Genomic DNA, 14361 nt, shown 5'->3' with positions numbered 1-14361 from the left:
CGCCGACGACGGCGACGTGCGGGGACGGGACACGGTCGCGGGGACTCCTCACCATGTTCGGGTTCCTTCCACGCCATAGCAGCGGACCGGCCGAGGGTAGCCGACGCGCGGGAACGCGCCGCGACCGGTACGGCACGCTGCGTTCGGCCCCCGCGTTCCGTTCGTGTGGACGCGAACTATGCTGGCGGCCGTGAGCGATGAGTCGGCGGATGATCTGAAGGGCCGTCCCGGCGCGGGCGGCCGTGAGTACCGCATCGGCGAACTCGCGCAGGCAGCGGACGTCCCGGTGCGCACGCTGCGGTACTACCAGGAGCGCAAGCTGCTGCCGCCGCCGCGCCGCGCGGGCCGCATCGGCCTGTACTCCGAGGAGCACCTGGCCCGGCTGCGCATGATCGGCAACCTGCTGGAGCGCGGCCACACGCTGGAGGGCATCCGCGAGCTGCTGTCGGCGTGGGAGCAGGGTCGCGACATCGGAACGGTGCTCGGCGTCGAGAAGGCCGTCACCACCCCGTGGTCGACCGAGACGCCCGTGACCATGACGCTGGCCGAACTCGCCGAGCTGTTCCCCGGCGAGATCGACCCCGAAGCGGTCGAACGGGCCGTCGCCATGGGCCACATCGAGATCGACGGCGACCGCGTCACGCACTGGAGCCGCCGCCAGCTCGAGGCGACCGTGGCGCTCGTTCGCGCCGGGGTCCCGCTCGGCGAAGTGCTGTCGGCCAGCCGCGAACTCCAGCGGAGCATGGACGAGCTGGCCGCGATGTTCGTCCGGCTGATCACGACGCACGTGGTGGACCGGATCGCGCAGCAGGACCTCGGCGACCTGACCCGGATCCTCGCGCGCCTGCGTCCCGGCGCGCAGGTCACGGTCGAGGCCGGATTCGCCCGCGCCATGGACCGCCAGGTGCACGCCGCCATCGACCAGGTCCTCGGCCGCCTCACCACCCCCGAAGACGCCACGTCCCAACGTTCATAGCGCCATCGGCGAGGGTTGGGCGGCAGTTGGTGGGGGTTGGTGGTTGGGGAGGGGGTGTGGGGTCGGTGTGCGGGGTCCGCGTTGATCGTTCGGTACGGAGTCGTTACCTGCCCCACTCGGACGTGGCACGCGTCTGATCATTAGCGTGGTGCGGGTGTCGCGACGTCTCTCTCGAACCCTGACCGCCGCTCTGGTCGCCGGAGCCGTGCTGTCCGCTTCGGCCGTTCCGGCGAACGCCTCGCCGCAGGCCGGAGCCCCGTACCGCCTGGACGCCCGCGCCGCCGCGGCGGCGCCCGCCCTGCCTGCGACGACCGCAGCCGCGAGCAATCCATGCAGGTCGTCGGCGCATCCGAAGGTCGCCAAGAAGCTCGGGGAGCAGATCCGCGCGGCCCTGCGCGGGCGCAGGGGCACCGAGTCGGTCGCGGTGTACGACCGCAAGCGCGGCATCTACTGCTCCGTCGACTCGGGGCGGCACTACGACTCGGCGAGCGTGGTCAAGGCGACCATCCTCGGCGCGCTGCTGCGCAAGGTCACCGACCAGCACCGGGCGATGACGCGGTCCGAGAAGTCCCTCGCGAACAAGATGATCACCCGTTCGGACAACAACGCGGCCTCGGCGCTGTGGCGGTCGGTCGGCCGGACCCGCATGAAGCGGTTCCTGAAGCGGGCGGGGATGACGCACACGACGCTCGGGTCCGGCGGTTACTGGGGCCTGACGCAGATCACCGCACACGATGAGATGCAGCTCCTGCGCCACCTCACCGCGCGCAACGCGCTGCTGCCCGACAAGGCCCGCGCCTACGCCCTGAAGCTGATGAACAGCGTCATCCGGTCGCAGCGCTGGGGCACCCCCAGCGGACGTCCGGCCGGGACCAAGTGGCATGTCAAGAACGGCTGGCTGCCGCGCCACAACAAGTACTGGCGCGTCCACAGCATCGGCAGTTTCGACGGGCACGGCCGCGACTACATGATCGTCGTCCTGACCAGGGACACCCCGTCCATGGCGTACGGCGTCGGGACGATCGAACGCGTCGCCAAGGTCGTCCACCGCGACCTCAACCCGGGCCTGCGCTCCATGACCACCGAGCCCGTTCCCAACCCGACCTTCGAACGATCGGACGGCTCCGTCCCCGCCGACGCCTGATCACCTGGGAACCGCCCATTTCCGCCAACACTCGACCGTCCAGGAACGCCCGACCGTTCGCGAACGCTTGAGCGTGCACAGGAGGTTCGAGCGTGCGCGGACGTTCGGTCCCTGCGTACGGCTGACCGTCCGAGAACGTCCGGACGCGCTGGAACGCCGCATTGCTGCGACGCTTGACCGTCCGATGCCGCCTGGCCGTCCGCGGACGCCCCACCGTCCGCGGACCGTCCGACCGTGCGAGAACGCGCGAGCGTGTGGGGACGCTCGATTCTCGCGGACGCCTTCCCGTGAACGCCTGACCGCTCACGGACGCCTGATCCCGGATACGGCGTCTCGGAAGCGATGACCCGGAGGCGGCATCCCGGAAGCGGCGTCCCGGAGGCTGTGTCCCGGACGTTCGGGGCTGGTCGGGGCTGGGCCCGGCCTCGGTGAGTCGGCCCCGGCCCCGGCGGTCACCGGGAGGCTGCGGGCCGGGCTTGGTGGGTGTTCCAGGGTGGGGCTGGTGGGGGCTTGAGCTGGGTGATACTTGGCGCATGGTCGATGATGAGCGCTGGAAGGCGCGGTTCCGGGCGGCGCGGGTGAGCCTGCCGCGCTGGGCGCGGGACGCGCCGCACCGCAGCACGTACCGGTCGAACGCCACCGGCACCTGGGAGATCTACTCCTGGGACAGGGAGACGGACGCGCGCCGCCAGGTGACGGAGCGTCCGAACGGGACGTGGATGGGCGGCGTCGACCCGTCGGGCGAGTGGATCTGGTGGTTCGCCGACACCGACGGGGACGAGTTCGGGGTGTGGCGGCGCGTGCCGTTCGGCGCGGACGTCAAGGACGGCAGGGACCCCAAGGACGGCAGTGTGCCGGCGGTGCCGGAGCTCGGGCCGTCGTATCCGGCGGGGCTCGCGCTCGGACGGGACGGGCTCGCGGTGGTCGGGCGGACGACCGAGGAGGGCAACACCGTTCACCTGTGCCGTCCGGGGGCGGCGCCCGAGGTGCTGTACCACCACGCCGAGGACGCGCACGTGGCCGCGCTGTCGCGGGACGAGAGCCTCATTGCGATCGGGCACAGCGAGCACGGCGACAGCCGCCACCTGGCGCTGCGGGTGCTGCGGCCGGACGGCTCGGCGGTCGCGGACCTGTGGGACGGGCAGGGCAAGGGCCTGTACGCGAGCGGGTTCGCGCCGGTGCCCGGCGACGCGCGGCTGCTGGTCAACCACGAGCGCCGGGGCCGGGAGGAGCTGCTGATCTGGGACCCGGTCGCGGGGACCGAACGGGAGATCGTCCTTGACCTGCCGGGCGAGATCGGCGCCGAGTGGTATCCGGACGGCTCGGCGCTGCTGATCTCGCACTCGTACGAGGCGCGGGACGAGCTGTTCCGCTACGACCTGGCGGACGGGGCGCTGACGCGGATCGAGACGCCGCGGGGCGTGATCGGCGGGGCCGCGGTGCGGCCGGACGGGACGGTCGAGTTCTCGTGGTCGTCGGCCGCCGAGCCGCCGGTGATCCGTTCCACGGCCGGAGGCGTGGTGCTGACGCCGCCGGGGCCGCCCGCGCCGGCGTCCGTCCCGGTCGAGGACGTCTGGGTGGACGGACCCGGCGGGCGGATCCACGCGCTGGTCAGCAGGCCGGAGGGCGGCGCCGCGCCGTACCCGGCGGTGTTCGACGTGCACGGCGGCCCGACGGCGCAGGACGAGGACTCGTTCGTCCCGTCCGCCGCCGCGTGGGTCGATCACGGCTTCGCGGTCGTCCGGGTCAACTACCGGGGATCGACCGGGTACGGGTCGGAGTGGCGCGACGCGATCGAGGGCCGTGTCGGGCTGACCGAGCTGGAGGACATCAAGGCCGTCCGCGACTGGGCCGTCGGAACGGGCCTCGCGGACCCGTCCCGGCTCGTCCTGACCGGTGGGTCATGGGGCGGGTTCCTGACCCTGCTCGGCATCGGGACGCAGCCGGACGACTGGACGGTCGCGGTCGCGTCCGTGCCGGTCGCCGACTACGTCGCGGCGTACGAGGACGAGATGGAGGGCCTCCAGGCGTTCGACCGGTCCCTGTTCGGCGGGTCGCCGGACGACGTGCCGGACCGGTACCGCGAGTCGTCCCCGATCACCTACGTCGAACGGGTCAAGGCGCCGGTGCTGATCCTCGCCGGGGAGAACGACCCGCGCTGCCCGATCCGGCAGATCGACAACTACCTCGGGCGTCTCGCCGAGCTGGGCCGTCCGCACGAGATGTACCGCTACGACGCGGGTCACGGGTCCCTGGTCGTCGAGGAACGGATCACGCAGATGACCGCCGAGATGGACTTTGCCCGGAAACATCTAGGTATGTCCTGACTTATCCGCCCGGGTGCGGGCCATTCCCCCCGCACCCGGGTTTACAAGATCGCAGCTCCGGGGATTTTTCCGAACGGCCGCTGACGAGCACGCCGGTCACCAGGACCGGCGGCCCCCCGGCGTGCCGCCGCCTCAGCGCGCGGCGGCGCGGCGCTCAGCCGACGCCCTCTGATCCGAGGGCCGGACAACCGGGGGAACCGCATGTCGTACGGACACGCCACCGAATCGCGTCACCGGACCATCCGAAAACCGCGGGCGGTACGCCGCGCCGCGCTCGCGATCGGCTTCGCGGCGACCACCGCCGCCTCCGCCATCGCCACACCCGCCGGCGCCGCGGCCCCCGCCCGGGGCCCCGCGCCTCGGCACGCCCGCCCCGGCCCGGACCCGGAAACCCGCTCATCCGCCACAACACCCGACGGCGCCACCCGGCAGAACCTCCCGGACCGCGTCCGCTCGTCCGCCACAACGCCCGACGATGCCGCCCGGCGGAACCTCCCGGACCGCGTCCGCTCGTCCGCCGCAGCGCCCAACGGCGCCACCCGGCAGGACCCGCCGCCACGCGCCCGCTCGGTCGCCGCAGCGTCCCACCGTGCCACTCCTCAGGACGCTGCACCTCGCGTCCGTTCGGCCGGTCCAGACGACTTAATGTCCGCGCCCTCCTCACCCGAAATGCGCTCGGACGTTCAACGGCCATCGTCCGAAGTAGGCGCCCTGGCCCGTTCCCTGCTCGGCGAAACAGCAGCACCCGACGAAACTTTGCCCGCTATTGACGCGAACGGCCCGTCCCTGCCCGACGCCGACATAATCGCGCCAGCCCTGCACGTCGCACGTCCACCGAGCAGCGCCGGAACGAGCGGCCAGCCATGGCCGGAGACCTTTCCCAGCGGGAACGAGAAGTCATCGCCCGTCTCGAACGAGCCCGCAGGCATTTCCACACGAGCGGATGCGAACGGACCTGAACATCCCGAGGACACCGACGTCCCCGGAAAAGCGGCCGGCCCCGCAGGAGAAACCGCTGCCGACGCCGCAGCGGAAGCCGCAGCGGAGGCGGCCGCGGCCGGGGTCGCCGTCGGGCGCGCCGTGCCGGTGACCAGCGCTTCGTTCCGGCCCGCCAGCAGTGCTTCGCTGATGCCGAAATCCACGTCGCCCGCCGCGCTGGAGATCGCCGTCCGGACGCACGACGCGCCCGTCTCGTTGCGGGTCGCCGGTCCCACCACCGCCAGGAAGAGCGCCGGGCCGCCGAACGGGGCGCGCCGCGTGCCGCCACAGCCCGATACGCGGCGGATGTCCAGGACGGCGCGCGTACGGCAGGGCCTCGCCGAATCGGCCCTGCGGGCGAACGGCATCACGTGGCGTTCGACGGGCGGCTGCTCCGAGCGGACGCGGCTCGGCTGCACGTCGTTCGACCAGATCAGGTGGGGCTCGATCGACGGGCTGATCGGCTTCCGGAAGGCGACCGGCTGCGGGCTGGTCGTGTCGGGCGGCACCGAGCGCGGCCACGCGCCCGGCCCGTACAGCCACTGGAACGGCTACAAGATCGACATCATGCCGACCGCCTGCACCGACCGGTACATCCAGCGGTACCGCTTCCTCGGCACCAGAGGCGACGGCGCGGAGCTCTACCGTTCCCCGGCGAACGCCGTGTTCGCCCGGGAAAGCGACCACTGGGACATCACATTCCACTGACCACGGCCCCAGCCACGGGCCCCGGCCCCGCCGGCCCCGGCCACGGCCACGGCGGTGGTCAGGCGCGGACGTCGCGGATGATGTTGACCAGTTCGCGGGTGACGGACTTGAAGCCGGGCAGGCGCGACATCGAGACCATCCGGTTGACCAGCGGGACCGTGCGCTCGACCAGCAGGTACGTCTTGCGGCAGCCCGGCGAGTCGTCGTGCACCCAGTACAGGACGATGCCCATCGAGTAGAGCCACAGCAGCTCGGGCAGCTCCTCGCGGAACTCCTTGTCGATCTTGAGGCTGGAGCCGTTCACGACCTCGCGGTAGATCGCGACCGCGGAGTCCCGCGCGGGGCCGGACTCGGCGCTGAACGGGTTCAGCGGGCTGGTCGGCTCGGCGGCGAACTTGAAGAACTTCCCGGCGAACTCGTGGTAGGGCACCATCGTGTCGACCCGCGCCTTCAGCACGCCGAGCAGGCGGGGTGCGAAGTCGCGCTCGGCGGCGAGGACGGCGCGGCAGGCGGTGACGTGGTCGTCCTGGAGCTCGTCGTAGTACGCCTGGATCAGCTCCTCCTTGGAGCCGAAGTAGTAGTAGGCGTTGCCGACCGAGACGCCCGCCTCCTTCGCGATGGCCCGCATCGTCGTCGCCTCGTACCCGCGCTCGCGGAACAGCCGCAGCGCGGTCTCGACGATCAGCGCCCGGGTCTGCTCGGACTTCACGGCCTTCGTCTCGGTCACGCATGCCAGCCTAAAGCCCAGCGGCGACACTTGTTCATGACGCCGAACGCGTCTCAGCCGGTGGAGCCGGTGGAGTCCGCGGCGCCCGCGGCGACGAGTTCGGCGGTCCGCACGATGTTGAGCGCGGCGCCCTGCCGGAGGTTGTCGCCGCACAGGAACAGGTCGAGCGCCTTCGGGTCGTCCTCCGAACGGCGCACCCGCCCGGCCCACGCCGGATCCGTCCCGACCACGTCGGCGGGCGTCGGGAACTCGTGCGCCTCCGGTACGTCGCACAGCACCACGCCCGGCGAGCCCGCGAGGACCGCCTGCGCCTCCCGCCGGTCCGTGCGCTCGCCGAACACGGCGTGGACGGCGAGCGCGACGCCGGTCACGACGGGCACCTGGACGCAGGTCGCGGTGACCTTGAGGCCCGGGAGCCCGAGGAGCCGCCGCGTCTCGTCGCGTACGGCCCGTTCCGCCGAGGTCCAGCCGCCGTCCGCGAGAGACCCGGCCCACGGCACGACGTTCAGCGCGAGCGGCGCGGCGAACGGCCCGGGATCACCGGCCGCGCCCCGTACGTCCCCGGCGCGGTGCCCGAGGGTGCGGTCGCCGCCGACCCGTTCCATCTGCGCGTGCAGCGCGTCCACGCCCGCGCGCCCCTCCTCGGAGGCCGCCTGGTACGAGGCGACGACGAGGCGGCGCAGGCCGTACCGGCGGTGCAGCGCGTCGATCGCGGCGATCATCGTGAGGGTGGTCGCGCCCGGCCCCGCGACGATCCCGCGCGGGCGTTCCCTGACCCGGCCGCGGCCGATCCCCGGAACGACCAGCGGGACGAGCGGATCGTCGCGGAACGCGCTCGTGCCGTCCACCACGACGGCGCCCCGTTCCACCGCGACCGGCGCCCAGCGCTCCGCGGTCTCGGCGGCCTCCCTGCCGTTCCCGGCGAACATCGCGATGTCGACACCGTCGAAGACCTCCGCCGCGACCGCGGCGACCTCCACCCGCTCGCCGCGCACGGCCGCCTTCCCCCGGCCGAACGGGGCGGGCCCGCGAGCCTGATCTCCCCGTACACGTCGGCCCGCGTGGACAGCAGGTCGAGGACCTCGGCGCCGACCGCTCCCGCGGCCCCGACCACGGCGAGCACCGGACGCCCCCGGCCGAACGCGCTGGAGCCCATGATCGCCTCCACCCTCCCGGCCGACCGCCTCAGTCGCCGCCGCCGACGGGACCGGACGAGCGCGGCGGGTTCCACGCGTCCGGCGGCGACGCGCCAGGCTTGGCGCGCCGGACGGCTCGCGGCGGCGCGCCGTCCGGCGCACCCAAACCCTCGCCCGCCCGCCGCCCCCGCACTGTGTCCCGTGGCACACCGGACCACATCAGGCCGCACCCAGAAAACGGCACGGAACGCCCGTGCCCGGCCCCCGCGAACGAGGACCGGGCACGAACGAACGGCAGCGCGGGTCAGCGGCCGGTGCCTCCGTAGACGACGGCCTCGACCTGCTCGGTGTCGAGGTCGAACGCGCGGTGCGCGGCGGCGACGGCGGTGTCGAGGTCGTCCTGCGCGGTCACGACGGAGATCCGGATCTCCGAGGTGGAGATCATCTCGATGTTCACGCCGGCGTCGGCGATGGCGGCGAAGAACGTGGCCGTCACGCCGGGGTGCGAGCGCATCCCCGCGCCGATCAGCGAGACCTTGCCGATCCGGTCGTCGTAGCGCAGCGACTCGAACCCGATCCGCTCCTTGAGCTTGTTGAGCGCGGTCAGCGCGCTCTGCCCGTCGGTCACCGGCAGCGTGAACGAGATGTCGGTGCGCCCCGTGGACGCGGCCGACACGTTCTGCACGATCATGTCGATGTTGATCTCGGCCTCGGAGAGCACCGTGAAGATCGTGGCGGCCTCACCGACCTTGTCGGGCACCCCCACCACGGTGATCTTGGCCTCGCTCCGGTCGTGCGCGACGCCGGAGATGATCGCCTGCTCCATGTCGTGTCCTTCGATCTCGCTGCTGTCGACGACCCACGTGCCTTCCTTCTGGCTGAACGAGGACCGTACGTGGATCGGGATGTTGTAGCGGCGCGCGTACTCCACGCAGCGCAGGTGCAGGATCTTGGCGCCGCTGGCGGCCATCTCCAGCATCTCCTCGTACGAGATGCGGGGGATCTTGCGCGCGGCGGGCACGATGCGGGGGTCGGCGGTGAACACGCCGTCGACGTCGGAGTAGATCTCGCAGACGTCGGCGTCCAGCGCGGCGGCGAGCGCCACCGCGGTCGTGTCGGAACCGCCGCGGCCGAGCGTGGTGATGTCCTTGGTGCCCTGCGAGACGCCCTGGAAGCCGGCGACGATGCAGATCGAGCCCTCGTCCAGCGCGGTCCGGATCCGTCCCGGCGTGACGTCGATGATCTTGGCTTTGCCGTGCGAGCCGTCGGTGATCACCCCGGCCTGCGAGCCGGTGAACGAGCGGGCCTCGTGGCCCAGGTTGGCGATGGCCATGGCCAGCAGCGCCATCGAGATGCGCTCCCCGGCGGTGAGCAGCATGTCGAGCTCACGGGCGGGAGGCAGGGGGCTGACCTGCTTGGCCTTATCGATGAGGTCATCCGTCGTGTCACCCATGGCGGAGACCACGACGACGACGTCGTGGCCCGCCTTCTTCGTCGCGACGATGCGCTGGGCGACCCGCTTGACGCACTCGGCGTCGGCGACGGAGGAGCCACCGTACTTCTGCACGACAAGAGCCACGAGTGGGCGCTCCTCGGATCGGGGTCAGTGCGTACGCCCGAAGAGTCTACCGAGGCGCTCGCCGTGGATTACGAGCAGGTAACTCACACCCCGCACCGCCCCCGCCCGCGCTATGAGCCCCACACCCCCTCCGGCGCCGCCCGAAGCCCCTGCGCCCCGGCGACGCTTACGGCCTCAGCCCACGGCACTGGCCCCGCGTACGGCACTGGCCCGGCGTACGACGTACGGCTTGCGGCGTGCGGCGGTCATCCTCCGGCGTCGCCCAAGGCCCTGCGGCCCGGCGAGGCGTACGGCCCTCAGCCCACGGCACTGGCCCCGCCGCGTACGGTACTGGCCCGGCGTAGGGCGTACAGCGTGCGGCGGTCAGCCTCCGGCGTCGCCCGAGGCCCCTGCGGCCCGGCGAAGCGTACGGCCCTCAGCCCACGGGCCGGCGGAATGCGCGGCCGTCGGCGTGCCCGGAGGGGTCAGCTTGCGGCGACGGACTCGGTCACGACGTCCAGGCGGGCGCCGGCCACCACGGCGTGCAGGGCGCGCAGGGCGGCGCCGGCGTGGTTGCCCCAGTGGTTGAAGTAGGAGTACTGCCACCACCAGAGCGCCTCCAGGGGACGTTCCTGCTGGTAGTGGCGCAGGCCGTGGACGAGGTCGCTGGCCACGTCGACGAGGTCGTCGGACAGGCGGTACGCCGTCGGCTCGGTGTCCTTGTAGGGGTCGAAGACCTCCACGTACTCGTCGAGCGCGGTCAGGCGGCTCGCGAGCCCCTGCCGCACGGCGTCGAGGTCGGGGTCGTCGCCGATCTCCGGCTCCCAGTTGTCGGGCAGGATCACGTCGGCGCTGGCGCCGAGCTGCGCGCCCGCCAGGATGACCTGCGAGACCTCCAGGAGCAGCAGCGGAACGGTATGGGAGCCGCCGTCGCCCCGCGCGACCGCCTCCAGTCCGTTGAGGTAGTTCTCGACGTGGCACGCCACCCGTTCGGCGAGGGCGTTCCAGTCCTGCGGGCTGTTGGTGTCAGACATCGAGCAGCCTCCGTCCTTCGAATGCGCGGCCCAGCGTTACCTCGTCTGCGTACTCCAGGTCGCCGCCCACCGGCAGGCCGCTCGCCAGGCGGGTGACGGTGAGCCCCATGGGCTTCACGAGCCGGGCGAGGTAGGTCGCGGTCGCCTCGCCCTCCAGGTTGGGGTCGGTGGCGAGGATCAGCTCGGTGACCGCGCCGTCCGCCAGGCGCTGCATGAGCTCGCGGATGCGCAGGTCCTCGGGCCCGACGCCCTCGATGGGGCTGATCGCCCCGCCGAGCACGTGGTAGCGGCCTCGGAACTCGCGGGTCTTCTCGATCGCCACGACGTCCTTGGACTCCTCGACCACGCAGATGACGTGCGGGTCGCGGCGGGCGTCCCGGCAGATCCGGCACTCCTCCTCCTCGGCGACGTTCCCGCACGTCTTGCAGAAGCGCACCTTGTCCTTGACCTCTTTGAGCGCCTTGGAGAGCCGTTCGACGTCGGCGGGGTCGGCGGCCAGCAGGTGGAAGGCGATCCGCTGCGCGCTCTTGGGGCCGACGCCGGGCAGCCTGCCCAGCTCGTCGATGAGGTTCTGGACCACCCCTTCGTACAACGGTCGCTCCCTTTCACGTGTGGCCGCGGTCCCGGTTCCGACTCCGGTTCCGGGACCTTACGCCGGTTTCCGGTCGCGGCGCCGGTTCTCCGGCTTCCGCCAGGTTCCGGCCTGGGGACATCGGCGGCGGTCCCGCACCTGCGGGCTTGGCCTTTCAGTACGGGCTTTTCGTTCGGACTTTCCGTTCCGGCCGTTCCGGTCGTTCTGGTCGGTCCCGGTCCGGTGGGACGGCTTCTTCTAGGACAAGGCTCACATTGAAGCCGTCGCCGGGCCAAGCCCCTGCGGGATCCATTTCCGGTCGCCGCTCCGCGGTCCCGCGCGAACGGTCCGTTCGACCGCCCGTGCGCGGCCTGCCAGGAGGGCCCGGTGAGGCGGCGCGCGCGGCGGGAGGGCCGCTCAGGCGCCGGGCGTACCGGGCGTACCGCCGCCGAGACCTCCGAGGCCGGGGAAACCGCCGGGCAGGCCGCCCTCGCCGAGGCCGGGCATGCCGCCGCCGCTCCCGAGGCCCTCGGCCAGCGGGCCCATCTTCTCCTGCTGGAGCTCCTGGGCGGCGCGGCCGGCGTCGCGGATCGCGGCGAGCACCAGGTCGGCGATCGTCTCGGCGGTGTCGGCCGGGTCGTCGGGGTCGACGGCCTTCGGGTCGATGGTCAGCCCGGTGACCTCGCCCTGCCCGTTGACGGTCGCCGTGACGAGGCCGCCGCCCGACGTCCCCTTCACCTCGGCCTCCGCCAGCTCGCGCTGCGCGGTGAAGAGCTGCTCCTGCATCTGCTGGGCCTGCTGGAGCAGTTCCTGGATGTTCAAACCACCGGGTTCCACGGTGCACTCCGTTCCTCGGCCCTGGTGAGGGCCTTGTCCTCGGCGACCCGCCGACCACCGGACGTCTGTTCCCCCGAGACTACGGGGTGACGACACGATCCGGCACGTACCGGCCGCGGTGCGCCGACTACGGCCGTTCTCCTCAGGAGTTGTCGATTTCTCGGATGATCTGCCCACCGAGCTCGCGCTGGATGAGGGCCATCCCGTTCATCTCGGCCTCGTTGCCGTCGGCGTCGGCGTCGCCCTCCGGATCGACCTCGTCGCTCTCGTCCACCGGGGACGGCGCGTCGGGCGGAGGCACCTCGTCCGGCGGCGGGGCGGGCGGCGGAGGACCGGGGTCTCCCGCGGGTTCCGCGGACGGCGCCGCGTTCGGGCGCGGAGGAGCGGGCGCCTCGGCCAGCGCCTGACCTCCGCCCGGCCCGGGGGCCCCGGACGCACCGCCGCCGCCGAACGAACCGGAGGCCGGCCCCGAAGCCTGTCCCCCTGCGGGGCCGTTCGCCGGCTGGCTGTGCCGCGATGGCCCGCCGCCGTACCCGCCGCCGCTGCCACCGCTGCCGCCGCCGGGCCTGGACCCGCCGCCTCCGGGACGTCCGCCGCCGCCCGGCGCGGGCTCGGACCCGGCGAGAACGGTGTCGACACGCCAGTCGACGCCCATCCGTTCCTTGAGCACCTCGCGGAGCACCGCGTCGCGGCCGCCGTTCGCGAAGTTGGTCCTGGCCCCTTCGGCGTCGAACGCCAGGGTGAGCAGGTTCCGGTCGAGCGACACGGGCCGCACCCCGGACATGATCACCATCCAGGCGACGCGGCTCTTCTGCTTGACCGCCTCGATGATGTCCGGCCACAACCGCTGAACGGCCGCGACGTCCATCCCCCCGGCGGCGGGCGCCGACTCCCCGCCCCCGCCCGCGGCGGGCGAAGGAGCAGCGGGCGGCGCGGCCGGCCGCGACGGCGCGGGCGGCGTGGACGGCCTCGACGGCGCGGACGGCGCGGAGGCCGCGGGCTCAGGTGCGGGCGGCGGCTTGGGCCGTTCCCTCTCAGGCTCGGACCGCGGCGCGGGAGACGGAACCGGCGCAGCCTCCACCGGAGCGGACGCCGCGGGCGCGGGCGCAGGCGCAGCGGCTGCGGGCGGAGCCGACGGCAGGCCACCCGAGACGCCCTGGAAAGCAGGCTGCGGCGGCGCGCCTCCCGCGGAGGGAAGACCGCCCTGGGACGCCTGCCGTTCGAGCCGGTCGAGGCGGGCGAGCAGCGACGCCTCGTCCTCGTACGCCGCCGGAAGCAGGATGCGCGCGCAGATCAGTTCGAGCAGGAGCCGGGGCGAGGTCGCCCCGCGCATCTCCGTCAGGCCGGTGTGCAGCAGGTCGGCCGCCCGGGTCAGCTCCCCGGGGCCCATCGACGCCGCCTGGCGCCGCATCCGCTCCATCTCGTCGGACGGCGCGTTCAGCAGCCCCGTCCCGCCGGCCTCCGGAACGTTCGACAGGATCACCAGGTCGCGGACGCGCTCCAGCAGGTCGGCGGTGAACCGGCGCGGCTCCTGCCCGCTCTCCACCACCCGGTCGATCGCCGCGAACACCGCGGCGCCGTCGCGGGCCGCGAACGCCGCGACGACCTCGTCCAGCAGCGTCGAGTCGGTGTAGCCGAGCAGCGAGACCGCCCGCGCGTACGTGATGCCGTCCTCGTCGGACCCGGCCAGCAACTGGTCGAGGATCGACAGCGTGTCGCGCGCCGACCCGGCCCCCGCCCGCACCGCGAGCGGCAGCGCCGACGCCTCGTACGGGACGTCCTCGGCCCGCAGGATCTCCTCGACCAGCTCCTGGAGGACGCCCGGCGGGATCAGCCGGAACGGGTAGTGGTGCGTCCGGGACCGGATCGTCCCGATGACCTTCTCCGGCTCCGTCGTCGCGAACACGAACTTCAGGTGCGGCGGCGGCTCCTCCACGAGCTTCAGCAGCGCGTTGAAGCCCTCGCGGGTGACCATGTGCGCCTCGTCGATGATGTACACCTTGAAGCGCGCCGACACCGGGGCGAAGAAGGCGCGTTCCCGCAGGTCGCGCGCGTCGTCCACGCCACCGTGCGAGGCGGCGTCGATCTCGATCACGTCGATGTGGCCGGTGCCCGTGGGTCCGAGCGCGACGCACGAGTCGCACTTGCCGCACGGTTCGGGCGTCGGGCCCTGCTCGCAGTTCAGCGAACGGGCCAGGATCCGGGCGCTGGACGTCTTGCCGCAGCCGCGCGGCCCGCTGAACAGGTACGCGTGGTTGATCCGGCCGTTGCGCAGCGCCTGCTGCAAGGGCTCGGCGACGTGTTCCTGCCCCTTGAGCTCGGCGAACGTCGCTGGCCGGTACTTGCGGTACAGAGCCAGACTCAT

10 protein-coding genes and 1 pseudogene are annotated in these 14361 nt (G+C 72.8%); 4 read left to right on the top strand and 7 right to left on the bottom strand.

Features of this window, described 5'->3' with window-relative positions:
• The first annotated feature begins 190 nt into the window (after positions 1-190).
• From GEV43_RS15625 to GEV43_RS15610, 4 genes are all read left to right on the top strand, one after another.
• Positions 191-976 carry a MerR family transcriptional regulator gene (locus GEV43_RS15625; protein ID WP_309239650.1) on the top strand — a complete coding sequence of 262 codons (786 nt, stop codon included), beginning with the start codon at positions 191-193 and terminating at the stop codon, positions 974-976.
• Between the two features lie 154 nt (positions 977-1130).
• A complete protein-coding gene (locus tag GEV43_RS15620; RefSeq protein ID WP_309239649.1) occupies positions 1131-2120 on the top strand; it encodes a serine hydrolase in 990 nt (329 codons plus the stop codon).
• Between the two features lie 533 nt (positions 2121-2653).
• Positions 2654-4447 carry a prolyl oligopeptidase family serine peptidase gene (locus GEV43_RS15615; RefSeq protein WP_160821317.1) on the top strand — a complete coding sequence of 598 codons (1794 nt, stop codon included), beginning with the start codon at positions 2654-2656 and terminating at the stop codon, positions 4445-4447.
• 1128 nt (positions 4448-5575) lie between these two features.
• Positions 5576-6133 carry a hypothetical protein gene (locus GEV43_RS15610; protein WP_206681180.1) on the top strand — a complete coding sequence of 186 codons (558 nt, stop codon included), beginning with the start codon at positions 5576-5578 and terminating at the stop codon, positions 6131-6133.
• Between the two features lie 58 nt (positions 6134-6191).
• Here GEV43_RS15610 and GEV43_RS15605 read toward each other — a convergent pair whose 3' ends face one another.
• The 7 genes and pseudogenes from GEV43_RS15605 to GEV43_RS15575 form a co-directional block, all read right to left on the bottom strand.
• Positions 6192-6860, bottom strand: a complete 669-nt coding sequence (locus GEV43_RS15605; RefSeq protein ID WP_160821316.1) for a TetR family transcriptional regulator — start codon at positions 6858-6860, stop codon at positions 6192-6194.
• A 53-nt stretch (positions 6861-6913) separates the two neighbouring features.
• Positions 6914-8016 (bottom strand): annotated as a pseudogene (locus GEV43_RS15600) (aspartate-semialdehyde dehydrogenase).
• Positions 8017-8300: 284 nt separating this feature from the next.
• Positions 8301-9575: an aspartate kinase gene (locus GEV43_RS15595; protein WP_160821315.1), complete on the bottom strand. Its 1275-nt coding sequence runs from the start codon at positions 9573-9575 to the stop codon at positions 8301-8303.
• A 464-nt stretch (positions 9576-10039) separates the two neighbouring features.
• Complete coding sequence (locus GEV43_RS15590; RefSeq protein WP_160821314.1) at positions 10040-10588, bottom strand: DUF5063 domain-containing protein; 549 nt, start codon at positions 10586-10588, stop codon at positions 10040-10042.
• Positions 10581-11180, bottom strand: a complete 600-nt coding sequence (gene recR, locus GEV43_RS15585; protein ID WP_160821313.1) for a recombination mediator RecR — start codon at positions 11178-11180, stop codon at positions 10581-10583. The genes GEV43_RS15590 and recR overlap by 8 nt, the downstream gene beginning before the upstream one ends.
• A 396-nt stretch (positions 11181-11576) precedes the next feature.
• Positions 11577-11996 (bottom strand): YbaB/EbfC family nucleoid-associated protein, encoded by a 420-nt coding sequence (locus GEV43_RS15580; RefSeq protein ID WP_160821312.1) that lies wholly within the window; start codon positions 11994-11996, stop codon positions 11577-11579.
• Positions 11997-12138: 142 nt separating this feature from the next.
• Positions 12139-14361 (bottom strand): DNA polymerase III subunit gamma and tau, encoded by a 2223-nt coding sequence (locus GEV43_RS15575; protein ID WP_160821311.1) that lies wholly within the window; start codon positions 14359-14361, stop codon positions 12139-12141.

The sequence above is a fragment of the Actinomadura sp. J1-007 genome, from assembly GCF_009793335.1.
In the GTDB taxonomy this organism is placed as follows: domain Bacteria; phylum Actinomycetota; class Actinomycetes; order Streptosporangiales; family Streptosporangiaceae; genus Spirillospora; species Spirillospora yumaensis.
The sequence above is the reverse complement of the archived record's forward strand: the minus strand, read 5'-3'. Positions and strand labels throughout refer to the sequence as shown.

What these genes read in the sequence shown, in the direction of transcription:
- GEV43_RS15615 (WP_160821317.1), top strand. Translation starts at nt 2,654, where the DNA reads ATGGTCGATGATGAGCGCTGGAAGGCGCGGTTCCGGGCGGCGCGGGTG.
- GEV43_RS15610 (WP_206681180.1), top strand. Translation starts at nt 5,576, where the DNA reads ATGCCGAAATCCACGTCGCCCGCCGCGCTGGAGATCGCCGTCCGGACG.
- GEV43_RS15590 (WP_160821314.1), bottom strand. Translation starts at nt 10,588, where the DNA reads ATGTCTGACACCAACAGCCCGCAGGACTGGAACGCCCTCGCCGAACGG.
- GEV43_RS15575 (WP_160821311.1), bottom strand. Translation starts at nt 14,361, where the DNA reads ATGAGTCTGGCTCTGTACCGCAAGTACCGGCCAGCGACGTTCGCCGAG.